This window comes from Luteimonas campi (assembly GCF_051162505.1).
In the GTDB taxonomy this organism is placed as follows: Bacteria; Pseudomonadota; Gammaproteobacteria; order Xanthomonadales; family Xanthomonadaceae; genus Luteimonas.
This window is the reverse complement of record NZ_JBNWEM010000005.1, coordinates 249,719-272,541: the sequence shown is the minus strand read 5'-3', so window position 1 is coordinate 272,541 and position 22,823 is coordinate 249,719. Positions and strand designations below refer to the sequence as shown.

General features: G+C 67.4%; 31 protein-coding genes. 4 read left to right on the top strand and 27 right to left on the bottom strand.

What is annotated here, in order from left to right:
* Positions 1–319 precede the first annotated feature (319 nt).
* Complete coding sequence (locus ACQYVW_RS15365; protein WP_434947564.1) at positions 320–775, top strand: cell wall hydrolase; 456 nt, start codon at positions 320–322, stop codon at positions 773–775.
* A gap of 75 nt (positions 776–850) precedes the next feature.
* Here the strand turns inward: ACQYVW_RS15365 and ACQYVW_RS15360 are convergent, their stop codons facing one another.
* The 6 genes from ACQYVW_RS15360 to ACQYVW_RS15335 all read right to left on the bottom strand — a co-directional run bounded on the left by ACQYVW_RS15360 (position 851) and on the right by ACQYVW_RS15335 (position 7,112).
* Complete coding sequence (locus ACQYVW_RS15360) at positions 851–1,357, bottom strand: hypothetical protein (RefSeq protein ID WP_434932353.1); 507 nt, start codon at positions 1,355–1,357, stop codon at positions 851–853.
* Between the two features lie 280 nt (positions 1,358–1,637).
* On the bottom strand, positions 1,638–3,536 hold the full coding sequence (gene prpE, locus ACQYVW_RS15355; protein WP_434932352.1) for a propionate--CoA ligase: 1,899 nt from the start codon (positions 3,534–3,536) through the stop codon (positions 1,638–1,640).
* Between the two features lie 226 nt (positions 3,537–3,762).
* Complete coding sequence (locus ACQYVW_RS15350; RefSeq protein WP_434932351.1) at positions 3,763–4,749, bottom strand: malate dehydrogenase; 987 nt, start codon at positions 4,747–4,749, stop codon at positions 3,763–3,765.
* 31 nt (positions 4,750–4,780) lie between these two features.
* Positions 4,781–5,143 carry a glutaredoxin family protein gene (locus ACQYVW_RS15345; RefSeq protein ID WP_434932350.1) on the bottom strand — a complete coding sequence of 121 codons (363 nt, stop codon included), beginning with the start codon at positions 5,141–5,143 and terminating at the stop codon, positions 4,781–4,783.
* An 8-nt stretch (positions 5,144–5,151) separates the two neighbouring features.
* Entirely contained in the window at positions 5,152–6,357 is a 1,206-nt protein-coding gene (locus tag ACQYVW_RS15340; RefSeq protein WP_434947563.1) for an aminotransferase class I/II-fold pyridoxal phosphate-dependent enzyme, read from the bottom strand.
* Positions 6,358–6,617: 260 nt separating this feature from the next.
* Positions 6,618–7,112 carry a peptidylprolyl isomerase gene (locus ACQYVW_RS15335; RefSeq protein ID WP_434932348.1) on the bottom strand — a complete coding sequence of 165 codons (495 nt, stop codon included), beginning with the start codon at positions 7,110–7,112 and terminating at the stop codon, positions 6,618–6,620.
* A gap of 122 nt (positions 7,113–7,234) precedes the next feature.
* Between ACQYVW_RS15335 and typA the strand changes: the two genes are divergently transcribed.
* Genes typA through ACQYVW_RS15320 form a run of 3 tightly spaced genes read left to right on the top strand, consistent with a single transcriptional unit; the run spans position 7,235 to position 10,124 of the window.
* Positions 7,235–9,064 carry a translational GTPase TypA gene (gene typA, locus ACQYVW_RS15330; protein ID WP_434932347.1) on the top strand — a complete coding sequence of 610 codons (1,830 nt, stop codon included), beginning with the start codon at positions 7,235–7,237 and terminating at the stop codon, positions 9,062–9,064.
* Entirely contained in the window at positions 9,061–9,642 is a 582-nt protein-coding gene (locus ACQYVW_RS15325) for a 2'-5' RNA ligase family protein (RefSeq protein ID WP_434947562.1), read from the top strand. Before typA ends, ACQYVW_RS15325 begins: the two co-directional genes overlap by 4 nt.
* Before the next feature lie 5 nt (positions 9,643–9,647).
* Positions 9,648–10,124 (top strand): DUF2127 domain-containing protein, encoded by a 477-nt coding sequence (locus ACQYVW_RS15320; protein ID WP_434947561.1) that lies wholly within the window; start codon positions 9,648–9,650, stop codon positions 10,122–10,124.
* Positions 10,125–10,157: 33 nt separating this feature from the next.
* Here the strand turns inward: ACQYVW_RS15320 and ACQYVW_RS15315 are convergent, their stop codons facing one another.
* From ACQYVW_RS15315 to rplP, 21 genes are all read right to left on the bottom strand, one after another.
* Positions 10,158–11,552: a class II 3-deoxy-7-phosphoheptulonate synthase gene (locus tag ACQYVW_RS15315; protein ID WP_434932344.1), complete on the bottom strand. Its 1,395-nt coding sequence runs from the start codon at positions 11,550–11,552 to the stop codon at positions 10,158–10,160.
* Between the two features lie 79 nt (positions 11,553–11,631).
* Entirely contained in the window at positions 11,632–12,129 is a 498-nt protein-coding gene (locus ACQYVW_RS15310; RefSeq protein WP_434947560.1) for a disulfide bond formation protein B, read from the bottom strand.
* A 252-nt stretch (positions 12,130–12,381) separates the two neighbouring features.
* Positions 12,382–12,756 carry a 50S ribosomal protein L17 gene (gene rplQ / locus ACQYVW_RS15305; protein ID WP_434932342.1) on the bottom strand — a complete coding sequence of 125 codons (375 nt, stop codon included), beginning with the start codon at positions 12,754–12,756 and terminating at the stop codon, positions 12,382–12,384.
* A gap of 264 nt (positions 12,757–13,020) precedes the next feature.
* Positions 13,021–14,019 carry a DNA-directed RNA polymerase subunit alpha gene (locus tag ACQYVW_RS15300; RefSeq protein WP_434932341.1) on the bottom strand — a complete coding sequence of 333 codons (999 nt, stop codon included), beginning with the start codon at positions 14,017–14,019 and terminating at the stop codon, positions 13,021–13,023.
* A 147-nt stretch (positions 14,020–14,166) separates the two neighbouring features.
* Positions 14,167–14,802, bottom strand: coding sequence for a 30S ribosomal protein S4 (gene rpsD, locus ACQYVW_RS15295; protein WP_280578315.1), 636 nt, complete (start codon positions 14,800–14,802; stop codon positions 14,167–14,169).
* Positions 14,803–14,816: 14 nt separating this feature from the next.
* Positions 14,817–15,206 carry a 30S ribosomal protein S11 gene (gene rpsK / locus ACQYVW_RS15290; RefSeq protein WP_280943425.1) on the bottom strand — a complete coding sequence of 130 codons (390 nt, stop codon included), beginning with the start codon at positions 15,204–15,206 and terminating at the stop codon, positions 14,817–14,819.
* Positions 15,207–15,218: 12 nt separating this feature from the next.
* Positions 15,219–15,575, bottom strand: a complete 357-nt coding sequence (rpsM, locus tag ACQYVW_RS15285; RefSeq protein WP_434947559.1) for a 30S ribosomal protein S13 — start codon at positions 15,573–15,575, stop codon at positions 15,219–15,221.
* Between the two features lie 403 nt (positions 15,576–15,978).
* Positions 15,979–17,304: a preprotein translocase subunit SecY gene (gene secY, locus ACQYVW_RS15280; protein ID WP_434932392.1), complete on the bottom strand. Its 1,326-nt coding sequence runs from the start codon at positions 17,302–17,304 to the stop codon at positions 15,979–15,981.
* Between the two features lie 28 nt (positions 17,305–17,332).
* Positions 17,333–17,767 carry a 50S ribosomal protein L15 gene (rplO, locus tag ACQYVW_RS15275; RefSeq protein WP_434932339.1) on the bottom strand — a complete coding sequence of 145 codons (435 nt, stop codon included), beginning with the start codon at positions 17,765–17,767 and terminating at the stop codon, positions 17,333–17,335.
* Positions 17,768–17,771: 4 nt separating this feature from the next.
* Positions 17,772–17,969: a 50S ribosomal protein L30 gene (gene rpmD, locus ACQYVW_RS15270; RefSeq protein WP_434932338.1), complete on the bottom strand. Its 198-nt coding sequence runs from the start codon at positions 17,967–17,969 to the stop codon at positions 17,772–17,774.
* Positions 17,962–18,501, bottom strand: a complete 540-nt coding sequence (gene rpsE, locus ACQYVW_RS15265; RefSeq protein ID WP_434932337.1) for a 30S ribosomal protein S5 — start codon at positions 18,499–18,501, stop codon at positions 17,962–17,964. The genes rpmD and rpsE overlap by 8 nt, the downstream gene beginning before the upstream one ends.
* 277 nt (positions 18,502–18,778) lie before the next feature.
* Entirely contained in the window at positions 18,779–19,138 is a 360-nt protein-coding gene (rplR, locus tag ACQYVW_RS15260) for a 50S ribosomal protein L18 (RefSeq protein WP_434932391.1), read from the bottom strand.
* Positions 19,139–19,192: 54 nt separating this feature from the next.
* Positions 19,193–19,720 carry a 50S ribosomal protein L6 gene (rplF, locus tag ACQYVW_RS15255; RefSeq protein WP_434947558.1) on the bottom strand — a complete coding sequence of 176 codons (528 nt, stop codon included), beginning with the start codon at positions 19,718–19,720 and terminating at the stop codon, positions 19,193–19,195.
* Positions 19,721–19,733: 13 nt separating this feature from the next.
* The gene (rpsH, locus tag ACQYVW_RS15250) at positions 19,734–20,129 is read right to left on the bottom strand and encodes a 30S ribosomal protein S8 (protein WP_434932335.1); all 396 of its coding nucleotides are present in this window, start codon (positions 20,127–20,129) and stop codon (positions 19,734–19,736) included.
* Between the two features lie 211 nt (positions 20,130–20,340).
* A complete protein-coding gene (rpsN, locus tag ACQYVW_RS15245) occupies positions 20,341–20,646 on the bottom strand; it encodes a 30S ribosomal protein S14 (RefSeq protein WP_434932334.1) in 306 nt (101 codons plus the stop codon).
* Positions 20,647–20,656: 10 nt separating this feature from the next.
* Complete coding sequence (gene rplE, locus ACQYVW_RS15240; RefSeq protein ID WP_280943416.1) at positions 20,657–21,199, bottom strand: 50S ribosomal protein L5; 543 nt, start codon at positions 21,197–21,199, stop codon at positions 20,657–20,659.
* A gap of 32 nt (positions 21,200–21,231) precedes the next feature.
* Positions 21,232–21,543 (bottom strand): 50S ribosomal protein L24, encoded by a 312-nt coding sequence (gene rplX, locus ACQYVW_RS15235; RefSeq protein ID WP_280943415.1) that lies wholly within the window; start codon positions 21,541–21,543, stop codon positions 21,232–21,234.
* 16 nt (positions 21,544–21,559) lie between these two features.
* Positions 21,560–21,928, bottom strand: a complete 369-nt coding sequence (gene rplN, locus ACQYVW_RS15230) for a 50S ribosomal protein L14 (protein ID WP_298577826.1) — start codon at positions 21,926–21,928, stop codon at positions 21,560–21,562.
* 16 nt (positions 21,929–21,944) lie between these two features.
* Positions 21,945–22,208, bottom strand: coding sequence for a 30S ribosomal protein S17 (gene rpsQ / locus ACQYVW_RS15225; protein WP_434932332.1), 264 nt, complete (start codon positions 22,206–22,208; stop codon positions 21,945–21,947).
* Positions 22,209–22,219: 11 nt separating this feature from the next.
* Positions 22,220–22,408, bottom strand: a complete 189-nt coding sequence (rpmC, locus tag ACQYVW_RS15220) for a 50S ribosomal protein L29 (protein ID WP_434932331.1) — start codon at positions 22,406–22,408, stop codon at positions 22,220–22,222.
* Positions 22,408–22,821 (bottom strand): 50S ribosomal protein L16, encoded by a 414-nt coding sequence (gene rplP / locus ACQYVW_RS15215; RefSeq protein WP_434932330.1) that lies wholly within the window; start codon positions 22,819–22,821, stop codon positions 22,408–22,410. The genes rpmC and rplP overlap by 1 nt, the downstream gene beginning before the upstream one ends.
* Positions 22,822–22,823: the final 2 nt, after the last annotated feature.

Sequence of the window (22,823 nt, the reverse complement as noted above, 5' to 3'; positions counted from 1 at the left end):
GCCGCCCGCTAACGCCTTGATCCTGCTGGCTGAACGCGTTCTGGATTGAGCAAAAACTCCAATCGAATCATCCACTTCTCCACCCGCATTCAGGAACGATTCGGTTACCGGCTTTTACCGTGCGCGCACTTTCCCCGCCGCCCACACTGGCGGGAACCGGCCCGATCCGCCTTCCGCGGCCTTCGGCGCCCGGGCAAAAGCGCCATAGAGTCGCTGCCCTCCCCAATACGCCATGTCCGACCATCGCCGCTAACGGCGTCGCTTCTCCAAGGAGGCGCACGCCCGGGGGCGACCGGACGCAACGCAGCAAGGAGTTCCGATGAAACTGGCCTGGATCCTGTGGTTGGCCTCGCTGATGTCGCCGCAAGCCGCCGATTCGCTGTGCCTGAGCACGACGCTCTATCTGGAGGCACGCAACCAGTCCGTGCTGGGCCAGCAGGCCGTCGCCGAGGTCGCCCTTCGCCGTGAGGAAAGCGGCCTGTGGGGCGATTCGATGTGCGAGGTTGTCACCGCGCGCAAGCAGTTCGCTCCCACGATCGTGTCCCCCGGGACCCGCATGCACAACACCGAAGCCTGGGCGCAGGCGGTGGGCATCGCCATCGAGTCGGAGCGCAACTGGGCGCTGCCGGCTGGCGAACGCACCGAAGTCGTGCCGGGCGCCAGCCACTTCATGGCGCATGCCATCGCCGCGCCGAGCTGGCGCAATGCCTACCAGGTCGCGACGATCGGCGATCACACCTTCCTCAAGGTGCAGAGGCTCAAGCCCAAGAGCTGAGCACCGGCGCCGGGCGCTGTTGCGCGCAGGCGCGCCGATGACGCAATGACGCAATGACGCCGCGAGCGACGTCGCTCAGCCGGCGTCCGCAACCTCTGCCGCAGCGCGGATGCGGGCGATGCTCGATGCCGCGCCCTGCATGCTGGTTTTCTTGGCCAGGGCGGACTGCAGTTCCGGCAGCAGTGCTTCCAGCGCTGCGTAGTCTTCGGCACGCTCCAGCTTGAGCTGGAAGAAATAGCCGCGCACGCCCAGCTGCTCGCGCACCAGGTCGGTCATCAGCGAATAGACGATCGCGTAGCGGTTGTTGCCGCTCTCGCGCGGCCCGATCGGCTCGTTGGCCGGTTCGCCGATCGAAGGGCGCGCATCGGCCATCTCGCCCGAGATCAGTTCCAGCGACAGCAGTTGCTGCAACGCGTCTTCCGGCGCGTTCAGGCGCTTGGCCAGCTCTTGGAGTTCAGCCACGGTCCGCCTTCCATCCACGAGCAGCAGCACCGAGCGCAGCCCCCCCGGCAGCTTGCGGCTGCGGCTTTCGATCTCGGCGCGCCCCTGTTCGGTCTTCGCCGGCATTAGCTGAAGCTGCATATCGCCTCCCGGTTATCGCGTCCCAACGGGTGGAAATTCGCACGATCCATACCAGCGCCGTCCCAACGCCGGGCCAGCGCGCTGGCGGCTTCTGGATTTGTGACTCGACGCACGAAAATCAGGCCGGTCCGACCTTTCCATATCCGACTGGGTGTGATTACTGCATCGCAACAATTGCGTGCCGCGCCAGGCCCGGTGCAGCAGACCCCGCCCCTGCGGCAGCCAGCACCTGCCCTGTTGCGTCAGCTTGTGGCGCCCTGCGCAGGACGCCATGCCCGTCTCAGCTGCCCGCCTCCGGGCCACGCTCCAGCGCTCGGCGGACCTCCTCCAGCGCACCGGGATCGTCGAGGGTGGACAGGTCGCCCGGATCGCGCGACTCGGCCAGCGCCTGCAGCGACCGCCTGAGCAGCTTGCCCGAGCGGGTCTTGGGCAGGGCATTGAGCAGGTACACGCGCGCGGGACGGGCCACGCCTCCCAGTTGTTCGACCACCACCTTCTGCATCTGCGCGGCGGTCTCGCTGGCCTCTTCATCCGAATGGGCGCGCTTGAGCGTGGCGAACACGATCGGCACCTGCCCTTTCAGCGCGTCCTGCACGCCGATCACGGCGGCCTCCGCCACGTCCGGATGGCTCGACACCGACTCCTCGATCTCGCGCGTTCCCAGCCGGTGTCCGGCGACGTTGATCACGTCGTCGGTCCGCCCCAGGATGAAGGTGTATCCGTCCTGATCGCGGATCGCCCAGTCCAGCGAACTGTAGAGCAGCTCCTTGAAGTGGCTGAAGTAGCTGTCGACGAACCGCTGGTCGTTGCGCCACACCGTGCTCATGCAGCCCGGCGGCAGCGGTGGCTGGATCACCAGCACGCCCTTCTCGCCCGCCGCGGCGTCTTCGCCGGTGACCTCGTCGATCACCCGCAGCCGGAAGCCGAGGTTGGGCATGCCGGGCGAGCCAAATCGCACCGGCTTCATGTCCAGGCCCGGCATCAGGGTCAACACCGGCCAGCCCGTTTCGGTCTGCCAGTAATTGTCGATCACGGGCTTGCCCAGCACCTCCGAGATCCAGCGCGCGGTGGGCTCGTCCAGCGGCTCTCCCGCCAGGAACAGGTGCTGCAGCGTCGACAGGTCGCGATCGGTGATGAAGGCCGGATCGTTCTTCTTGAGCACGCGCAGCGCGGTGGGCGAGGAAAACATCGTGCGCACGCCGTAGCGCTCGACGATGCGCCACCAGATGCCCGCGTCGGGCGAGGTCGGCAGGCCCTCGTAGATGATCGAGGTGGCGCCGGCGATCAGCGGCCCGTAGACGTTGTAGGAATGCCCGACCACCCAGCCGATGTCGGAGGTGGAGAACATCACCTGGCCGGCGCGGATGTCGTACACGGACCACATCGACAACGCCAGCGCGACCGCGTATCCACCGACGTCGCGCTGCACGCCCTTCGGTTTGCCGGTGGTGCCGGAGGTGTAGAGGATGTAGCTCGGCTCGTTGGACTCCAGCCAGGCCACCGGCACGTCGGCATCCTCGTGCGCGCGCCGCAGCGTCGCGTAATCCACGTCGCGACCCGCCCGCAGCGGCAGCGGCCCGGCCAGGCCGCGGTCGATCACCAGCACCTTCTCCGGTGGATGTTCGGCCCGTGCCAGCGCCTCGTCCACCAGGGGCAGGAACGGAATGACCTTGCCGCCACGGATGCCCGCATCGGCAGTCACCAGCACCCGTGGCTGCGCGTCGTCCACGCGCAGGGCCAGGTTGTGCGCGGCGAAGCCACCGAACACGACCGAGTGGATCGCACCGATGCGCGCGCATGCCAGCATCGCGATCACCGCATCGACGGTGTGCGGCATGTAGATCACCACGCGGTCTCCGCTGCCGACGCCGAGCGACTGCAGGCTGGCCGCGAACACGTTCACCTCGCGATGCAGTTCCCGGTAGCTCAGCTCGCGGATGCTGTCGGTCTCGGTCGACCAGCCGACCAGCGCCAGCTGGTCGCCACGCGCATCGAGATGACGGTCGACGGCGTTGAAGCAGAGGTTGGTCTGGCCGCCCACGAACCACTTGCGGAACGGGGGATTCGAGTCGTCGAGGATCCGCTCGGGTGGACGATGCCAATGGATCGCCCGCGCCTGCTCAGCCCAGAATTCCTCCGGCGCCTCGATCGACTGCCGGTACAGCTCTTCGTAGCCCATGGCCGCCTCCGCGATGTTCGGGCGAAAGGCTAGGCCCGCGCCGCCGGGAAAGCGTTAAGACCTTCGTATCATTCGCGATGAAATGCAGAAAAGGCCGGAAAAATCGGCCTTTTCTGTACCTGTTGACGGTCCCGATCAAGCGGGTTGATCGGGATGGTCAACCCGGGAAATGCGCGGCGAGGCCCCGGATCTGTCGCCGTTGGGCGGCGGTATCGGGGCCGGGCGCTCAGCCCAGCAGGTGCGCCACGCCGCTGCGCTCTTCCTCGAGCTCGGCCAGCGTCTTGTCGATCGCCGCGCGGCTGAAGTCGTCGACCGGCAGGTCGCGCACCATCGTGTACTCGCCGTTCTCGGTGGTCACGGCGAACCCGAAGATCACGCCTTCCGGGATGCCGTAGGAGCCATCGGAAGGGATGCCCATCGTGACCCACTTGCCGTTGCTGCCCAGCGCCCAGTCGCGGATATGGTCGATCGCGGCGTTCGCGGCGGACGCCGCGGAAGAGAGGCCGCGCGCTTCGATGATCGCGGCGCCGCGCTTGCCCACCTTGGGAATGAACTCGTTGGCGTTCCAGTCCGCGTCGTTGATCCTGTCCTTGAGCGACTCGCCCTTGACCGTGGCGAAGCGGTAGTCGGGGTACATGGTCGGGCTGTGGTTGCCCCAAACCACCAGCTTCTCGATATCGCCCACGGCCACGCCCGCCTTGCCGGCCAGCTGGCTCAGCGCGCGGTTGTGGTCGAGACGCAGCATCGCGGTGAAGTTCTTCGCCGGCAGGTCGGGCGCGGACTTCATCGCGATGTAGGCGTTGGTGTTGGCCGGGTTGCCGACCACCAGCACCCTGACGTCGCGGCTGGCGACCTTGTTCAGCGCGGCGCCCTGGGCGGTGAAGATCTTGGCGTTCTCCAGCAGCAGGTCCTTGCGCTCCATGCCGGGGCCACGCGGACGCGCACCGACGAGCAGCGCATAGTCGGCGTCCTTGAACGCGACCTCCGGATCGTCGGTACCGACCATGCCTGCCAGCAGCGGGAACGCGCAGTCTTCCAGCTCCATCATCACGCCCTTGAGCGCGGCCTGCGCCTTGTCGATCGGCAGTTCGAGCAGTTGCAGGATGACGGGCTGGTCCGTGCCCAGCATTTCGCCGGACGCGATGCGGAACAGCAGGGCGTAGCCGATCTGGCCGGCGGCGCCGGTGACTGCGACTCGAACGGGGGCTTTCATGGGGAGATCCTCTTGCGACGTGGAATACAGGTCAGCGTGGGAACACGCGATAACCCAGGGGTGAGAGAGAGTGGCGCAGGGCATCGGGGTCGAACCCGCGGATGACGGTCTGTCCCACGACGGTGACCGGCACGCCGCGTGCGCCCAGCGCCTGCATCGCGCGATCGCCATCCGGCGTGTCGACGTCGAGCAGGCGGTAGCGCACGTTCGCGCGTTCGAACTCGGCCTGCTGCCTGCGGCAGTAGCCGCACCATTCGGCGGCCAGCATGACGATGCGCTCGTCGCCGGTGGTATTGCGCGGATCGTCGGCGGCCAAAACCGGGGCGTCGGCGTCGCGGAAGTGGAAGAACGCGCCCGCCAGACCGACCAGCATCAGCAGGGCCAGCGCGCGCATCGCAGCGCTCAGGACAGTTCCGCGAAGAACTCGCGGAAGCGCTGCAGGCCCGGCGTGAGCTGCGCCTCCGGGCAGGTATAGCTGATCCGCAACGCGCGCGGCTCGCCGAAGGCCGAACCCGGTACGCAGGCCACGCCCTTGGCCTCGAGCAGCGCGTTGCACAGGTCGACGTCGTTGTCGATCCGCAGACCGGACGGCGCATGGCGGCGACCGAACGCGACACTGACATCCGGAAACACGTAGAACGCGCCCTGCGGCTTCGGGCAGACCACGCCGGGAATCGTTGCAAGCACCGCGAGCACCTGGTCGCGGCGCTGCTGGAACTCCTCGCGCCGAGCCTCCGGCACGTCCTGCGGGCCCGACAGCGCCGCCACCGCAGCGGCCGTGACCACTTCCGGCACGTTGGTGATGTGGGTCGAATTGAGCGCAGTGAGCGCCTGGGCGACCACCTCGGGCCCGGCCATGAATCCGGTGCGCCATCCCGGCATGCCATAGGTCTTGGACAGCGAATCGACGAAGATCACGCGGTCGCGCAGTTCCGGCCTTGCATGCAGGAAGTTGTGGTAGCCCACGCCGTCGAACACCATCCGGTGGTAGATGTCGTCGGTGATCACCCAGGTGTCGGGATGGCGCGCGAGGACGTCCGCCAGCGCGGCGATCTCCTCGCGGGTATAGACCATGCCGGTCGGGTTGGACGGGTTGTTGAACAGGAACAGCCTGGGCTTGCGCGACAGCGCCGCGTCGAGCTGCGCGGGGACGAGCTTGTAGTCCTGCTCCGGCGGGCAGGGCAGCAGGCGGACGTCCGCGCCCAGCAGTTCGCCGATGTCCAGGTAGCTGGTCCAGTACGGCGTGGCGAAGACGAAGCCGTCGCCCGGGTCGAGCAGCGCCTCGCACAGGTTGTAGAGCACGTGCTTGGCGCCGATGCCGGTGGCGCAGTTGGCCCGCGTGTAGCCGGTCAGGCCCGCCGCCTCGAGGTGCCCGAGGAAGGCGTCGAGCAGCGCATCGGCACCGCGGTTGCTGCCGTATTGGCCGGAATCGGCGTCGAGCGCGGCGCGCGCAGCCGCGTACACGTGCGCACCCGGCAGAAAATTGGGCACGCCGATCGAGAAGCTGATGATGTCGCGGCCCTGGGCCTTGAGCTGCCTTGCCCGTTCGGCGACGAGCATGATCGCGCTCTGCTTGGCGCGGCCCATGCGGCGGGCGAGTTGCGGCATCGCGAGGATTCCCGGAAAAGGTGGGCGGACCGGCGACCGCCGGGCGCGCATTTTGCGGCGCAGGATTCTAGCATGCGACACCGCCACGAGCGGCCTTGGCGGGACGCAAGCCACTGTTTCCGCTTGCTTCCCTGTCCGACTGCCCCCGGTTGCGCCACGCCCGGAGACGAGGCGGCCGTTCGATCAGGGACCGCCCGTCTTCATTGCCAGTGTCCCGGCGCGTCAGCTCGTGACCGCCGCGCCGGCACGCTGGCGATGACTCAGGCGGCGAGGATCCGGTCCCACTCCGCGACGCGGTCGGCCTTGGCTGCGAGCACGGAGTCCACGTCGCCCTCGATCTTCACCGACTTGATGGCGTCGCCCTGCTTCACCGCATCCACCACGTCCAGGCCTTCGAGGACCTTGCCGAACACGGTGTGCTTGCCGTCCAGCCAGTCAGTCTTGATGTGGGTGATGAAGAACTGGCTGCCGTTGGTGTTGGGGCCGGCGTTGGCCATCGACAGCACGCCCCGGTCGTGCTTCACGCCATTGTTGGTCTCATCCTCGAACTTGTAGCCCGGGCCGCCCGTCCCGGTGCCCTTGGGGCAGCCACCCTGGATCATGAAGTCGGGGATCACGCGGTGGAAATTCAGCCCGTCGTAGAAGCCGCGGCGGGCCAGGTTGACGAAGCTGGCGACGGTCAGCGGCGCCTTGTCGGCGAACAATTCGACCTTGATCGGGCCCCGGTCGGTGTCGAAAACGGCAATAAGGCTCATGTATTCAGCTCCAATGGCCCGGACCGGGCGGTTGACCCCATATAATAGCCCGCTTCCTCCACCCTCCCCCGCGCCCTGCCCCTTCCACGGCAGCGTGTGCGGATGACCCGACCTCCGAATCCATGTCCATCCAACGCCTGCGCAATATCGCCATCGTCGCCCACGTCGACCACGGCAAGACCACCCTCGTCGACCAGTTGCTCAAGCAGTCGGGCACCCTGAACGAACGCACCGTCCTCGCCGAGCGCGTGATGGACAGCAACGATCAGGAAAAGGAACGGGGCATCACCATCCTGGCCAAGAACACCGCCATCACCTGGCAGGGCAACCGCATCAACATCGTCGACACCCCTGGGCACGCCGACTTCGGCGGCGAGGTCGAACGCGTGCTGTCGATGGTCGACTCGGTGCTGCTGCTGGTCGACGCGATGGACGGTCCGATGCCGCAGACGCGCTTCGTCACCCAGAAGGCGTTCGCGATGGGCTTCAAGCCGATCGTGGTGATCAACAAGGTCGACCGCCCCGGCGCGCGGCCGGAGTGGGTGGTGGAGCAGGTCTGGGATCTGTTCGACCGCCTCGGCGCGACCCCGGAACAGATGGATTTCCCGATCATCTACGCCTCCGGCCTCAACGGCTATGCCGGCCTGACCGAGGACGTGCGCGAGGGCGACATGACCCCGCTGTACGAGGCGATCATGGAGCACGTGCCCGCGCCGCCGGTCGACCTGGAGGGCGCGTTCCAGATGCGCATCAGCCAGCTCGACTACAACAGCTTCGTCGGCGTGATCGGCATCGGCCGCGTGCAGCGCGGCACGGTGAAGAAGAACCAGCCGGTCGTGATCATCGATCGCGAAGGCAAGAAGCGCCAGGGCAAGGTGCTGCAGGTGCTGGGCTTCATGGGCCTGGAGCGCATCGAGCAGGACAGCGCGCAGGCCGGCGACATCGTCGCCATCTCCGGCATCGCCGACCTAACCATTTCCGATACCGTCTGCGCGCTCGACACGCCCGAGGCGCTGCCGGCGCTGACGGTCGACGAGCCCACGATCTCGATGACCTTCCAGGTCAACAACTCGCCGTTCGCCGGCAACAAGGATCTGTCGGGCGGCAAGTTCCTCACCAGCCGCCAGATCAAGGACCGCCTCGAGCGCGAAGCCGTGCACAACGTCGCGCTGCGCGTCGAGCAGCTCGAGGATGCCGACAAGTTCCTGGTCTCCGGCCGTGGCGAACTGCACCTGTCGGTGCTGATCGAGAACATGCGCCGCGAAGGCTTCGAGCTCGCCGTGTCGCGCCCGGAAGTGATCATCAAGGAGATCGACGGCCAGCTGATGGAGCCGATCGAGCAGCTCGTCGTCGACGTGGAGGAGATCCACCAGGGCGGCGTGATGGAGAAGCTGGGCATGCGCAAGGCGCAGCTCAAGAACATGGAGTCGGACGGCAAGGGCCGCGTACGGCTCGACTACATGATCCCCGCGCGCGGGCTGATCGGCTTCCAGAACGAGTTCAAGACGCTCACCTCCGGCAGCGGCCTGCTGTTCCACGTCTTCGACCATTACGGCCCGAAGGAACAGGGGGCGATCGCCAAGCGCCAGAACGGCGTGATGATCGCCAACGCGCCAGGCACCACGCCGGCCTACTCGCTCGGGCCGCTGCAGGAGCGCGGCAAGCTGTTCGCCGCCGAGGGCGACAACGTCTACGAAGGGCAGCTGGTCGGCATCCACTCCAAGGACAACGACCTGACCGTCAACGCGATCAAGCCCAAGCCGCTGACCAACATGCGCGCCTCCGGCAAGGACGATGCGATCCAGCTTTCGCCTGCGATCAAGTTCTCGCTGGAGCAGGCGCTGGACTTCATCGACGACGACGAGCTGGTCGAGATCACGCCGAAGGAAATCCGCCTGCGCAAGAAGCTGCTGACCGAGAGCGACCGCAAGCGGGCCAGCCGCGCGGCGTGAGCCGCACACTGTTCACCGGCTGGAAACCGGGCGTCGCCGCGCAGGCGACGCTCGGCGGCCTGCGCGACCGCATCGTGGCGGCCCGGCCAGGCGATGCGCCGTCGCTGTCGCTGCGTCGCCCCGACCAATGGCACATCACCCTGTGCTTCGTCGCACGCGACTTCGACGACGCTGTCGTGGCAGCGACACGCAACGCCCTCGGCGCCGCGGCCAAGGCCGTCCCGCCGCACGAGTTCAGCATCGAACGCCTCGCGTTCTGGCGCGCCGCCGGCGTGCTGGTCGCCCTGCCCCGGCGCAACGCGCTGCTGCAGGCGCTGTGCGACGCCAACCGCGACGCACTTCGCGATGCCGGCATCCGCCCGCAGGAGGCGACCACGCAACCGCACGTGACCCTGGCCTACCTGGAGCGCGGTGCGGCGCCGCAGCCCTGGCTCGACGAGGTCGATTGCGCCGGCGAGCCGCTCCGGGTCGACGGCTTCGAACTGCTGTTCAACGCCGGTGGCCGCTACCAGACGCTGGGCGAATGGCCGCTGCGCGGCACCGCGCCGCCCGCGCAGCAACAGCCGTCGCTGTTCTGACCGCGATGCGCACGCCCGCGGAGATCGTCGCTGTTGCCGCGGCTCCACCGTCCGCCGATCCAGCGCTGCGCGCCGTGGCGCTGTTCGAAGGCCTCAAGGGCATCGTGTCGCTGGCCGCCGCTGCCGGGCTCGCCCTGGCCGGCGCCGCCCTGCTGCAGCAATGGGCCGCGATCCTGCTCTCGCGGTTCCAGGCCCGGGCTCCCGGTACCGGCTGGCTGCAGCGCGCGATCAGCACCGAATCGGTGCGCCTGGTCGTGCTTGCGGTCGTCGTCTACGGCCTGCTGCGGCTGGTCGAAGCCTGGGGCCTGTGGCGCGCCCGCGCCTGGGCGTCATGGCTGGGTTGCGTCTCGGCCGCGCTCTACCTGCCGTTCGAACTGCATGCGCTGATCCGCCATCCCGGCTGGCTCGCGCTGTCCGTGCTCGCGGTGAACCTGGTCGTGGTCGCAGTGCTGGGCCGCGATCTGCTGCGTCGTCGGGCCTGAAACCGGCGCGGGATCGCCCCGCGCCCTCGCCCCTCAGGCGCTGATCGGCGGATTGAGCTGGGCGTGCTTGCGCACGATCAGCATCGCGGTTTCGAGCGCCTGTTCGTAGTTCAGGCGCGGGTCGACGGTCGAGCGGTACGCGCGTTCCAGGTCGACCTCGGTAAGCGCACGCGCGCCGCCGGTGCACTCGGTGACGTCCTCGCCGGTGAGCTCCAGGTGCACGCCGCCCAGGCGCGTGCCGGCGGCGGCGTGGATGTCGAACGACTGCTCGATCTCGCTACGGATATTGTCGAAGCGGCGGGTCTTGTAGCCGTTGCTGGTGGACTCGGTGTTGCCGTGCATCGCGTCGCAGATCCACAGCACGCGCCGGCCCTCGCGCTTCACCGCGTCCAGCAGCGGCGGCAGCTTGGCCGCGACGTCCGCGGCGCCCATGCGATGGATCAGGCCGAGGCGACCCGGCTCGTCGTCGGGATTGAGCACGTCGATCAGCTTGAGCAACTGGTCCACCGTCGCGGTCGGCCCCACCTTGACCGCGATCGGGTTGCGGATGCCCCGGAAGTACTCGGTATGCGCGCCCTCGAGCGCCGCGGTGCGCATGCCCACCCACGGGAAATGCGTGCTGAGGTTGAACCAGCCCCACTGACGCGGCACCTGGCGCGTCTGCGTTTCCTCGTAAGGCAGCAGCAGCGCCTCGTGCGAGGTGTAGAAGTCGACGCGGTTGAGGCTGTGCATCTGCCGCCCCGCCAGCGTCTCCATGAAGCGCACGGCGTCGCCGATGCCGGCGACCATCTTCTCGTACTCGCCCGCCAGCGGCGCCTGCGAGACCCAGCCCAGGCCCCAGTACTCGGGGTGGTGCAGGTCGGCGAAGCCGCCATCGATCAGCGAACGCACGAAGTTCATCGTCATCGCCGAGCGCGCGTGCGCCTTGACCATGCGCCGCGGGTCGGGGATGCGCGCCTCGGCCGTGAATGCAGGCCCGTTGACGATGTCGCCACGGTAGCTCGGCAGCTCCACGCCGTCGCGCACCTCGGTGCCTGCCGAGCGCGGCTTGGCGTACTGGCCGGCGAAGCGGCCCACGCGCACCACCGGCAGCTTCATGCCGTGCACCAGCACCAGGCTCATCTGCAGCAGCACCTTGAGCCGGTTGGAGATGATCTCCGAGCTGCACTCGGCGAAGTTCTCGGCGCAGTCGCCGCCCTGCAGCAGGAAGCGCCTGCCCTCCTGGGCCTCGGCCAGCTGCTGCTTGAGGGTGAGGATCTCGCGCGAGGTCACCAGCGGCGGCAGCTGCCGCAGCTCGTCCTGCACCTCGGCCAGCGCCTCTTCATCGGGATAGACCGGCATCTGCAGCGCAGGGCGCGCACGCCAGCTGCCCGGGTGCCATTCGGAGGGGAGATTCACTGCCTGGAGGGTGCGGTCTGCGCTTTGCATGGGGGTGTCCGATACGAAAGCGCATGGTGCGCCGCTTGCTGCGGCGCGTCAATTTCAGCTGCAACGGACGCGCGACGACTCAGCGGCGACGCAAACCCGCGTGCAGTGCCCACGCCGCGAGCAGCACGAACCAGATCAGGCTCCACCAGGGCATCGACAGGCCGAGGAAGGTCCAGTCGATCGTGCCGCAGTCGCCCGTGCCGGTCAGCACCTGGCGGATCAGCCCGGGCGTGTCCATGGTCTCGCGCATGAACGCGAAGGGCGCGCCGCAGGCGGGAATCTCCGGCGGGAACATCTGCAGCCACACGTGGCGCCCGGCAATGCCGATGCCGACCGCGGCCGCAACCAGGGACAGCAGCGCCCAGACGCCGCGCCCGCCGGACCCGCGCGGCGCATGCAGCCCAGCGGCCAGCATCACCATGCCCAGCGCCGCGAAGGCGATGCGCTGGAAGATGCACAGCGGGCAGGGATCCAGCCCCCAGGCGAGCTGGCTGTAGATCGCAAAACCGATCAGCGCGAAGCAGATGGCCGCGCCTGCCAGCATCTGGAAGCGGAATGACCAGCGGAATGGATTCATGGACGCCTGCGGGCAACGGAACCGGCCTGCATTATCGCTGCTGCGCGGCGCGGCGCGCGTCCGCCCGGCGCTCGGTGCATGCCGCCCGGCGCAGTGGGCGCCAGTGCCTGCATGCAGACGGAGTCGGGCCCACCCCCAGTCGCATCGGCTGCCGCAATCGGTCGTCGCGCAGGCGACCGCATTTTCCTGGTCCGGAAAAGCAGAAACCCCGGCGGCGGCCGGGGTTTCGCTTGACGTCTCTGGCGGGCCGGATTACTCGGCGGACGCCTGCGGACGATCGACCAGTTCGACGTACGCCATCGGCGCGTTGTCGCCGGCTCGGAAGCCGCACTTGAGGATGCGCAGGTAACCACCCGGACGGCTCGCGTAACGCGGGCCCAGCGTGGTGAACAGGTTGCCGACGGCTTCCTTGTCGCGCAGGCGCGAGAAGGCCAGACGGCGGTTGGCCACGCTGTCGACCTTGGCCAGGGTGACCAGCGGCTCGGCGACGCGGCGCAGTTCCTTGGCCTTGGGCAGGGTGGTCTTGATCAGCTCGTGCTTGAACAGCGAGGCGGCCATGTTGGAGAACATCGCCTGGCGGTGCGCGCTGGTGCGGTTGAACTTGCGGCCGGCTTTCTGGTGACGCATGGTGAATTCCTTTGAGAATGAAGTGTGGAGCCGTGTACGTCTGTGTCGCCTTCCCGGCGTTGTATGCGGACTGCGGATGGTCCTTGCCGGCGTCCCTTGCCGGTCGTGCCGCGGGCTTCAGCCCGTCGGCAATATTGCAACGACTACGATAGAACTACGGCTGCCGTCCATGGCGCAACTGCGCGGGCTTCGGAACGCCCGGCCCGGCCATCCGTGGCCGGGCGTTCGGCAGCGCGCGAGCCAGTGGCTCGCGAACGCGCTGCCTCACCCAAGCATTCCGTGCGCCGAGACGCCGGCCGGCGGCCAGTTCTCGAGCTTCATGCCGAGCGACAGGCCACGCTGGGCCAGCACTTCCTTGATCTCGGTGAGCGACTTCTTGCCGAGGTTCGGGGTCTTGAGCAGCTCCACTTCGGTCTTCTGGATCAGGTCGCCGATGTAGTAGATGCTCTCGGCCTTGAGGCAGTTGGCCGAACGCACGGTCAGCTCCAGGTCGTCGATCGGGCGCAGCAGGATCGGGTCGACGCCCGGCGTGGCCGCCTTCTGGCCGCCGCGGTCGCGGTGGGTGAAGTCGCCGAACACGCTCAGCTGGTCGGTGAGGATGTCGGCGGCGGTGCGCACGGCTTCCTCGGCGTCGATCGTGCCGTTGGTCTCGATGTCCAGGACCAGCTTGTCCAGGTCGGTGCGCTGTTCGACGCGGGCCGCTTCGACCTCATAGGCCACGCGGCGGACCGGCGAGAACGACGCGTCCAGCATCAGGCGACCGATGGCGCGGGTCTCTTCATCCGGACGACGGCGGGCGGCGGCAGGCTGGTAGCCGAAACCGCGCTCGATCTTCAGGCGGATGTTGAGCTGGGTGTCCTTGGTCAGGTGCGCGATCACGTGGTCGGGATTGAGGATCTCGACGTTGTGGTCGGTCTTGATGTCGGCGGCGGTAACGACGCCCGGGCCGCCCTTGCTCAGGGTGAGGGTCGAGCTCTCGCCCGTGCCCATGCGGATCGCGACGTCCTTGAGGTTCAGCAGGACTTCGAGCACGTCCTCCTGCAGGCCCTCGATCGTGCTGTACTCATGCAGCACGCCATCGATCTCGACCTCGGTGATCGCGAAGCCGGGGATCGAGGACAGCAGCACGCGGCGCAGCGCATTGCCCAGGGTATGGCCATAGCCACGCTCGAGGGGTTCGATCACGACCTTCGCACGGTTGCCGGCGAGGCGTTCGATCTGGGGACCACGGGGGCGCAGGACCTGGTTGGCGGTAACAGTCATATTCGTAGCGTCTCCTGCAGGGCCACCGCATCCGTCGATGCACGGCCCTGGACGTTTGGAGCCCCTTGCTGCCAAGGGGTGGCCCGTGCGCGGGCACGGGCCGGGGGAGTTGTTGCTGGTGCCGCGGGAATGACCCGCCGCCAGTCCTTACTTCGAGTACAGCTCGACGATCAGCGCCTCGTTGATGTCGGCGGGCAGGTCGCCGCGGTCGGGGACCGCCTTGAACACGCCGCTGAACTTCTTCTGGTCGACTTCGACCCAGGACGGCGACAGGTCCATGCTGGACGAGACGTTCAGCGCTTCCTGCACGCGCATCTGCTTCTGCGCCTTCTCCGACAGCGCAATCGCGTCGCCGGCCTTCACCTGGTAGGACGGCAGGTTGACCGGCTTGCCGTTGACCGTGACGCCGCGGTGCGAGACCAGCTGGCGGGCCGACGGACGGGTCACCGCGAAGCCCATGCGGTAGACGACGTTGTCCAGGCGGGTCTCGAGGAGCTGCAGCAGGTTCTCACCCGTGTTGCCCTTCTTGTTCGAGGCCTTCTTGTAGTAGTTGCGGAACTGGCGCTCCAGCAGGCCGTAGATACGCTTGACCTTCTGCTTCTCGCGAAGCTGCAGGGCGTAGTCGGACAGCTTGCTGCGACGCGCGCCGGTGCCGGCGCCGTGCTGGCCGGGCTTCTGCTCCAGCTTGCACTTGGAGTCGAGCGCGCGGGTCGGGGACTTGAGCGAGAGGTCGGCGCCTTCGCGGCGCGCGAGCTTGCAGGTGGGACCGATGTAACGAGCCATTTCTTATCGCTCCCTTAGACGCGACGCTTCTTCGGCGGACGGCACCCGTTGTGCGGGATCGGCGTCACGTCGATGATGTTGGTGATCTTGTAGCCCACGTTGTTCAACGAACGCACGGCCGACTCACGACCCGGACCCGGGCCCTTGATGCGGACTTCCAGCGACTTCACGCCGTAGTCCAGCGCATCCTTGCCCGCCTTCTCGGCGGCCACCTGCGCGGCGAACGGGGTGGACTTGCGCGAGCCGCGGAAACCCGCGCCGCCCGAAGTCGCCCACGACAGCGCATTGCCCTGGCGGTCGGTGATCGTGATGATGGTGTTGTTGAACGAAGCGTGGACATGCGCGATGCCGTCGGTGACGACGCGCTTGATCTTCTTCTTCTGCTTGGCAGCTGGCTTGGCCATGGTGTCTGTTCCTTACTTCTTGATGGCCTTGCGCGGACCCTTGCGGGTGCGTGCATTGGTCCGGGTGCGCTGGCCACGCAGCGGCAGGCCGCGACGGTGGCGCAGGCCGCGATAGCAGGCCAGGTCCATCAGGCGCTTGATCGCCATGCCGATCTCGCGACGCAGGTCGCCCTCGACCACGTACTTGCCGACCTCGACGCGCAGGCGCTCGACTTCCGGCTCCGACAGGTCGCGGATCTTGGTGTTCGAGGTCACGCCTGCGGCTTCGCAGACCTGCTTCGAACGGGTACGGCCGATGCCGTAGATGCTTTGCAGCCCGACCCAGACGTGCTTCTGGGCAGGCAGGTTGACACCTGCAATACGCGCCATGCGCGGATCTCCAACTGGTTGGTCGGCCGGAAACGGGGGTCCCCGGCGGAGTGAACACGAAATTCTAACAGGGTCCCGGGTTGCTTGGAAGCCGACGGCGCCGTAGCGCCGCCGACCCGGCATGGGGAGTGTGCCCATGCTCCGGCGATGGACCCGGACTGGCCGGCCGGGGTCTCCCCCGCCCGGCCCCGCGCACTACTCTGGTGCGCGAACGGCCCGGATCCACCCCCGCGCGGGACTGCCGCAGGGGTCGCCCATCGTGCCGGGGGAGGCTTGGCTCCGCGCCGGCTGAATGCTTGCCGCTCCCTGGCATACCGGGACAGGGCCGAGGCCTTCGTCCCGCACCGGCCCCATCCTGGGTCCGGGTCCAACCAGGCCCGCCGAGGCGGGCCTGTCCTGCGTCTCAGCGCCCCCGGGCCCCGCCCTTGAGGTTCGCCTTCTTCAGCAGGCTTTCGTACTGGTGCGACATCAGGTGGGCCTGGATCTGGGCGATGAAGTCCATCACCACGACCACCACGATCAGCAGCGAAGTGCCGCCGAAATAGAACGAGACGTTGAGCTCGGCGCGCATGAACTCGGGCAGCAGGCACACCAGCACCAGGTAGGCGGCGCCCGCCGCGGTCAGTCGGGTCAGCACCCCGTCGATGTACTCGGCGGTCGCCTTGCCCGGCCGGATGCCCGGCACCAGCGCGCCAGACTTCTTCAGGTTGTCGGCCGTTTCCTGCGAGTTGAACACCAGCGCGGTGTAGAAGAACGCGAAACCGGCGATCAGGCCCGCATACAGCAGGATGTACAGCGGCTCGCCCGGCGAGAGCGCCTGCGCCACACGCTGCAGCCACTGGGCCGAGCCCGCCTGACCGAACCAGGTGGTCGCCGTGGCCGGGAACATGATGATCGACGAGGCGAAGATCGCCGGAATCACGCCCGCCATGTTGAGCTTGAGCGGCAGGAACGAGGTCTGGTTCATGTACGCGTTGCGGCCACCCTGGCGGCGCGCGTAGTTCACCGTGATCCGGCGCTGGCCGCGCTCGACGAACACCACGAAGTAGGTGAACACCGCCACGATCACCGCGATCATGATCACCGCGATCGGGCTGATGTCGCCGTTGCGGGCGGCCTCGATCGTGCCGATCACCGCCGAGGGCAGGCCCGCGACGATACCGGCGAAGATGATCAGCGACACGCCGTTGCCGATGCCGCGCTCGGTGACCTGCTCGCCCAGCCAGACCAGGAACATGGTGCCGGCGGTGAGGGCCACGATCGCGGTCGCCACGAAGCCCGGCCCCGGAGCGTAGACCACCGGGATACCGGTGCCCGCGCCCTGCGTCTGCAGCGCGATCGCGATGCCCGCCGACTGGAAGATCGCCAGCGGGATCGCGCCGATGCGCGACCACTGGGTGATCCGCCGGCGGCCGGACTCGCCTTCCTTCTGGATCGCCTTCAGGCTCGGCACGATCTGCACCATGAGCTGCATGACGATCGACGCCGAGATGTAGGGGATCACGTTCAGCGCGAACAGGCTGAAACGCTCCAGGGCACCACCGGAGAACATGTTGAACATGTCCACGATGGTGCCTTCCTGGCGCTCCATCAGCTGCAGCATCGCGTCCGGGTTCACGCCCGGCACCGGGATGAAGCAGCCGATCCGGTAGACGATCAGCGCACCGAGCACGAACAGCAGGCGCTGGCGCAGTTCGGTGAACTTGCCCGCGCCGGCCAGACCCGACATCGCTCCCGCGCTTCGCGCCATGCCTTGCTTACTCCTCGATCTTGCCGCCGGCGGCCTCGATCGCCGCGCGCGCACCTGCCGTTGCCAGCAGGCCCTTGAGCACGAGCTTCTTCGAGATCTCGCCCTTCTTCACGATCTTCGCCTTCTTCGCGGTGCTCGGCACCAGCTTGGCGGCGCGCAGCGCGGCGAAGTCGACGTCGCCCTCGAGCTTGTCGAGCTGGTACAGGAACACCTCGGCGGTGTCGGCCTTCAGCTTGGAGCGGAAGCCGATCTTCGGCAGGCGCATGTGCATGGGCATCTGGCCGCCTTCGAAGCCGGCCTTGATCTTGCCCTTGCCGGAACGTGCGAACGAACCCTTGTGGCCGCGGCCGGCGGTCTTGCCGAGGCCGGAACCGATGCCGCGACCGACGCGGGTGCGCTCCTTGCGGGCGCCGTCGGCAGGCTTGAGCGTATTGAGCTTCATGTGATTACTCCTCCACCCGGACCAGGTAGTGGACCTTGTTGATCAGGCCACGGACCTGGGGGCTGTCCTTCAGTTCGCGGACGTCGTTGAGCTTGTTCAGGCCGAGCGCGCGCACCGACAGGCGATGCTTCGCCTGCGAGCCGCGCAGGCCCTTGACCAGGCGCACCTTGACGGTGCCGCCGGCGGCTTCGTTCTTAGCCATTGAGGATCTCCTCCACCTTCTTGCCGCGCTTGGCCGCGATGCGGGCAGGCGACTGCATCTCGGTCAGGCCCTTGACGGTGGCGCGGACCAGGTTGATCGGGTTGCGCGAGCCGGTGGCCTTGGCCAGCACGTCCTTCACGCCCACCGCCTCGAGCACGGCGCGCATCGCGCCGCCGGCGATCACGCCGGTACCCTCGGAGGCCGGCTGCATGAACACGCGCGCCGCGCCGTGACCGGACTTCACGCTGTGGAACAGCGTGCCGCCGTTGAGGTCGACCGCGTTCATGTTCTTGCGCGCGTACTCCATCGACTTCTGGATCGCGACCGGCACTTCGCGCGCCTTGCCGTAGCCGAAGCCGACCTTGCCGTTGCCGTCGCCCACCACCGTCAGCGCGGTGAAGGTGAACTGGCGGCCGCCCTTGACGGTCTTGCTGACGCGGTTGACCGCGACCAGCTTCTCGATCATGCCGTCGTCGATCTCTTCCCGGTCGCGATTGCGGTCGCGCCCGCGGGGTTCACGTTGTTCTGCCATTGCCGTATCTCGTCTTGAAAGGGAATTTGCGGCTTGGCCGCTTATGGTTGTGGTCTGGAGCGGTGGACCGCGTCCGTCGGGCAGAAGCCGCGGCGCGCCCGGTGCAGCCCGCACCGGCAGGGTGAGTCAAGACACGCTCGGCGCGGCACTGCCGCGCTGCCCTGGCGAACGCCCGGCCATGGAAGGCCGGGCCGACTGCCCCGAGGGACAGTGTTCCGCCATGGATGGCGTCCATGACCGGATTTACAAGCGACGGAGGCAAGCCCCCGTCGATCCATCAGAACTGCAGACCACCCTCGCGGGCGGCATCGGCCAGTGCCTTGATGCGGCCATGGTAGCGGTAGCCGGAGCGGTCGAAAGCGACCTTCTCGATACCGGCAGCCTTGGCCTTCTCGGCGATCGCACGGCCGACCTTGGCGGCGGCATCGGCGTTCTTGCCGTTCTTCAGGCCGTCGCGAACGTCGGCCTGGGTGGTGCTGGCCGCGGCCAGAACCTTGGAGCCGTCGGCGCTGAACACCTGGGCGTAGACGTGCTGGCCGGTGCGCAGCACCGACAGGCGCGGCACGCCGAGTTCGCGAATGTGCGCGCGCGTGGACTTGGCGCGGCGCAGGCGGGCGATTTTCTTGTCCATGGATATGCTCTGTGGCGGGAAGCGGATCGGCTGGCGGTGCCGGCAATGCCGGCGCCCGCATTACGCCTTCTTGGCTTCCTTGCGGATGATGACTTCGTCGGAGTACTTCACACCCTTGCCCTTGTAGGGCTCCGGCGGACGGAATCCGCGGATCTTGGCGGCGACCTCGCCCACCAGCTGCTTGTCCGCGCCGGCGACCACGATCTCGGTCTGGGTCGGCGTGGTGATGGTGATGCCTTCGGGCGCCTGGAACACGACCGGGTGCGAGAAGCCCAGCGAGAGGTTCAGGTCCTTGCCCTGGGCCGCGGCACGGTAACCGACGCCGACCAGCTCGAGCTTGCGCTCGAAGCCCTGCGAGACGCCGTGGACCATGTTGGCGACGATGGCGCGCAGGGTGCCGGTCAGGGCGATCTGCGCCGGATCGTTGGCCGACAGCAGTGCGTTGCCGCCCTCGATCTGGACCTGGATATCGGCCGGCTTGACCACCGACAGGGTGCCCTTGGGACCCTTGACGCTGATCGACTCGGGCTGCGCGTTGATCTCGACACCCTTCGGCAGGGCAATCGGCTTCTTGGCGATGCGGGACATGCGGGTTACTCCCTTAGGCCACGAAGCACAGGACCTCGCCGCCGACGCCCTGCTGGCGCGCCTGCGCATCGGTCATGATGCCCTTCGAGGTGGAGATGATGGCGACGCCGAGGCCACCGAGGACCTTGGGCAGCGCGTCCTTGCCGCGGTACTGGCGCAGGCCCGAGCGCGACACGCGCTTGAGCTGCTCGATCACCGGACGGCCTTCGAAATACTTGAGAACGATCTCGAGCTCGGCCTTGGCGCCGTTCTCGATCACGCGCAGGTCGCCGATATAGCCTTCGGCCTTCAGCACGTTGGCGATCGCGACCTTGGTCTTGGAGGACGGCATCTTCACCGTCGGCTTGCCGACCGCCGCCGCATTCCTGATGCGGACCAGCATGTCGGCGATGGGATCAGTCATGCTCATGGAAGTTCCTTATGAGTGCACCGATATCCGCTTTCGCGAAAATCTGTTTGGTTGTCCACGGCCGGTTGGCCGGGCCGTGGCCTGCACGCTGACGCGAGCAAGCCGGCGATTATATACGACTGACGCGCCCTTGTGGGGCGCGACGGCCGCATCCACCCCGGCGCGGCCGCCGCGGTGGCACCTGCCCGCCCTGCGGCGGGGCGGGTCCTGCTTACCAGCTGGCCTTGCGCAGGCCCGGCACGTCGCCGCGCATGGTGGCCTGGCGCAGCATGTTGCGGCCGAGGCCGAACTTCGCGTAGACGCCGCGGGGACGGCCGCTCATCGCGCAGCGGGTGGTCTGACGCGCCGGCGACGAGTCGCGCGGCAGCTTCTGCAGCCGAGTCGCGGCCTCGATCTTCTCCTCGTAGCTCGCCGTCAGGCTGGAGATGATCTTCTTCAGTTCGGCGCGCTTGGCGGCGTGCTTCTTCACCAGCTTGGCGCGCTTGGCCTCGCGGTTGACCATGGAGGTCTTCGCCATATCTGTTTCCTCAGTTGCGGAACGGGAAGCGGAAGGCCTCGAGCAGGGCCTTGGCTTCAGCGTTGGTCTTGGCCGTCGTGGTGATGGCGATGTCCATGCCGCGCACCGCGTCCACCTGGTCGAAATCGATCTCCGGGAAGATGATCTGTTCCTTGACGCCCATGTTGTAGTTGCCGCGGCCGTCGAACGAACGCGCCGACACGCCGCGGAAGTCGCGAACGCGCGGCAGCGAGACGTTGACCAGGCGGTCGAGGAACTCGTACATCTTCGCGCGGCGCAGCGTGACCTTGCAGCCGATCGGCCAGCCGTCGCGGATCTTGAACGAAGCCACCGAGATGCGCGACTTGGTCACCAGCGGCTTCTGGCCGCTGATCTTCGCCATGTCGGCGGTCGCGTTCTCGAGGATCTTCTTATTGGCCGCGGCCTCGCCCACGCCCATGTTGAGCGTGATCTTGGTCAGGCGCGGAACCTGCATGATGTTGTCGTAGCCGAACTGCTGCATCAGCTTCGGCACCACTTCATCCTTGTAGAACTTTTCCAGACGGGTCGTCATTGTCTTCTTTCCTGGGGATCAGGCGGGTCTTTTCAGACCGCCTCGCCACTCGAGCGGAACACGCGCAGCCGCCGTCCATCCTCGAGCACCTTGGTACCGACGCGCTCGCCCTTGCCGGTGGCAGGGTTGAACAGCATCACGTTCGACACGTGGATCGGCGACTCGCGCTCGATCACGCCGCCGGGCTGGCCGGCCTGGGGGTTGGGCTTGGTGTGGCGCTTGACGATGTTGATGTTCGACACGACGACCTTGTCGCCGAGCACGCGCACCACGTCGCCCGTCTTGCCCTTGTCCCTGCCGGCGATCACGACAACCTGATCGCCCTTCTTGATTCGATTAGCCATGTCTAGGTCCTTCCGCTCACAGCACTTCGGGAGCGAGCGAGACGATCTTCATGAACTTCTCGGTACGCAGCTCGCGGGTCACAGGCCCGAAGATGCGGGTGCCGATCGGCTCCTGCTTGTTGTTGAGCAACACCGCGGCGTTGCCGTCGAAGCGGATCAGCGAACCGTCGGCGCGGCGCACGCCCTTGCGGGTACGCACCACGACGGCGTCGTAGACCTCGCCCTTCTTGACCTTGCCGCGCGGGATCGCATCCTTGACAGAAACCTTGATGATGTCGCCGATCGCGGCGTAACGGCGCTTGGAGCCGCCGAGCACCTTGATGCACATCACTTCCTTGGCACCGGAGTTGTCGGCCACGTCGAGGTGGCTCTGCATCTGGATCATGGGAAGCGTCCTTTCGTTATTCGGCCGCGCGGGCGACGATCTCGACCACGCGCCAGTTCTTGGTCTTCGAGATCGGGGCCACTTCCACGAGGCGGACGATGTCGCCTTCCTTCGCGGAGTTTTCGGCGTCGTGCGCGTGCAGCTTGGTCGAGCGGCGGATGTACTTGCCGTACAGCGCGTGCTTGACGTTGCGCTCGACCAGGACGGTGACCGTCTTGTCCATCTTGTCGCTGACCACGCGGCCCTGAACCGTGTTCTGCTTCTTTTCGCTGTTGTTCATGGTCTTGTGCCTTACTTCTTCGCCGACAGCAGCGTGTTGACGCGTGCGATCTCACGACGCACGCGACGCGCCTCGTGGGTCTTGGTCAGCTGGCCGGTCGCCTTCTGCATGCGCAGGGCGAAACGCTCCTTCTGCAGCTCCAGCAGGTGGCTCTGCAGCTCGTCCGCGGACTTGCCGCGCAGTTCCTTGGTCGTCGCCATCAGCGCACCGTCCGGGTCACGAAAGTGGTGGTCACCGAGAGCTTGGCCGCGGCCAGGCGAAACGCCTCGCGCGCCACTTCCTCGCTCACGCCCTCGATCTCGTAGATCATGCGGCCGGGCTGGATCTGCGCGACCCAGTATTCCACCGAGCCCTTGCCCGAGCCCATGCGGACTTCGATCGGCTTCTTGGTGATCGGCTTGTCGGGGAACACGCGGATCCACATCTTGCCGCCGCGCTTGACGTGGCGGCTGATGGACCGGCGGCCGGCTTCGATCTGGCGGGCGGTGAGCTGCCCGGTCGCGGTCGACTTCAGGCCGTACTCGCCGAAGCTGACGGCGTTGCCGCTCCACGCCAGGCCGTCGTTACGGCCCTTGTGCATCTTGCGGTATTTGGTTCGCTTGGGTTGCAACATGA

Bases quoted from the DNA above. Each gene is read 5' to 3' on its own strand.
- ACQYVW_RS15345 (WP_434932350.1), bottom strand. From the start codon at position 5,143: ATGCGCGCGCTGGCCCTGCTGATGCTGGTCGGTCTGGCGGGCGCGTTC.
- ACQYVW_RS15300 (WP_434932341.1), bottom strand. From the start codon at position 14,019: ATGACTGTTACCGCCAACCAGGTCCTGCGCCCCCGTGGTCCCCAGATC.
- ACQYVW_RS15350 (WP_434932351.1), bottom strand. From the start codon at position 4,749: ATGAAAGCCCCCGTTCGAGTCGCAGTCACCGGCGCCGCCGGCCAGATC.
- rplO (WP_434932339.1), bottom strand. From the start codon at position 17,767: ATGAAGCTCAATACGCTCAAGCCTGCCGACGGCGCCCGCAAGGAGCGC.
- rplE (WP_280943416.1), bottom strand. From the start codon at position 21,199: ATGACGACCCGTCTGGAAAAGTTCTACAAGGATGAAGTGGTGCCGAAG.
- ACQYVW_RS15315 (WP_434932344.1), bottom strand. From the start codon at position 11,552: ATGCAAAGCGCAGACCGCACCCTCCAGGCAGTGAATCTCCCCTCCGAA.
- ACQYVW_RS15365 (WP_434947564.1), top strand. From the start codon at position 320: ATGAAACTGGCCTGGATCCTGTGGTTGGCCTCGCTGATGTCGCCGCAA.
- ACQYVW_RS15310 (WP_434947560.1), bottom strand. From the start codon at position 12,129: ATGAATCCATTCCGCTGGTCATTCCGCTTCCAGATGCTGGCAGGCGCG.
- rplQ (WP_434932342.1), bottom strand. From the start codon at position 12,756: ATGCGTCACCAGAAAGCCGGCCGCAAGTTCAACCGCACCAGCGCGCAC.
- prpE (WP_434932352.1), bottom strand. From the start codon at position 3,536: ATGGGCTACGAAGAGCTGTACCGGCAGTCGATCGAGGCGCCGGAGGAA.
- ACQYVW_RS15360 (WP_434932353.1), bottom strand. From the start codon at position 1,357: ATGCAGCTTCAGCTAATGCCGGCGAAGACCGAACAGGGGCGCGCCGAG.
- rpsQ (WP_434932332.1), bottom strand. From the start codon at position 22,208: ATGAACAACAGCGAAAAGAAGCAGAACACGGTTCAGGGCCGCGTGGTC.
- rpsK (WP_280943425.1), bottom strand. From the start codon at position 15,206: ATGGCCAAGCCAGCTGCCAAGCAGAAGAAGAAGATCAAGCGCGTCGTC.
- rpsD (WP_280578315.1), bottom strand. From the start codon at position 14,802: ATGGCTCGTTACATCGGTCCCACCTGCAAGCTCGCGCGCCGCGAAGGC.
- rpmD (WP_434932338.1), bottom strand. From the start codon at position 17,969: ATGGCTAAGAACGAAGCCGCCGGCGGCACCGTCAAGGTGCGCCTGGTC.
- secY (WP_434932392.1), bottom strand. From the start codon at position 17,304: ATGTCGGGTCTGGCCGGCGCGGGCAAGTTCACCGAACTGCGCCAGCGC.
- rplP (WP_434932330.1), bottom strand. From the start codon at position 22,821: ATGTTGCAACCCAAGCGAACCAAATACCGCAAGATGCACAAGGGCCGT.
- rpmC (WP_434932331.1), bottom strand. From the start codon at position 22,408: ATGGCGACGACCAAGGAACTGCGCGGCAAGTCCGCGGACGAGCTGCAG.
- rplF (WP_434947558.1), bottom strand. From the start codon at position 19,720: ATGTCCCGCATCGCCAAGAAGCCGATTGCCCTGCCGAAGGGTGTCGAG.
- rpsH (WP_434932335.1), bottom strand. From the start codon at position 20,129: ATGAGCATGACTGATCCCATCGCCGACATGCTGGTCCGCATCAGGAAT.
- rpsE (WP_434932337.1), bottom strand. From the start codon at position 18,501: ATGGCAGAACAACGTGAACCCCGCGGGCGCGACCGCAATCGCGACCGG.
- rpsM (WP_434947559.1), bottom strand. From the start codon at position 15,575: ATGGCGCGTATTGCAGGTGTCAACCTGCCTGCCCAGAAGCACGTCTGG.
- rpsN (WP_434932334.1), bottom strand. From the start codon at position 20,646: ATGGCGAAGACCTCCATGGTCAACCGCGAGGCCAAGCGCGCCAAGCTG.
- ACQYVW_RS15335 (WP_434932348.1), bottom strand. From the start codon at position 7,112: ATGAGCCTTATTGCCGTTTTCGACACCGACCGGGGCCCGATCAAGGTC.
- ACQYVW_RS15340 (WP_434947563.1), bottom strand. From the start codon at position 6,357: ATGCCGCAACTCGCCCGCCGCATGGGCCGCGCCAAGCAGAGCGCGATC.
- ACQYVW_RS15320 (WP_434947561.1), top strand. From the start codon at position 9,648: ATGCGCACGCCCGCGGAGATCGTCGCTGTTGCCGCGGCTCCACCGTCC.
- typA (WP_434932347.1), top strand. From the start codon at position 7,235: ATGTCCATCCAACGCCTGCGCAATATCGCCATCGTCGCCCACGTCGAC.
- rplX (WP_280943415.1), bottom strand. From the start codon at position 21,543: ATGGCTAATCGAATCAAGAAGGGCGATCAGGTTGTCGTGATCGCCGGC.
- rplN (WP_298577826.1), bottom strand. From the start codon at position 21,928: ATGATCCAGATGCAGAGCCACCTCGACGTGGCCGACAACTCCGGTGCC.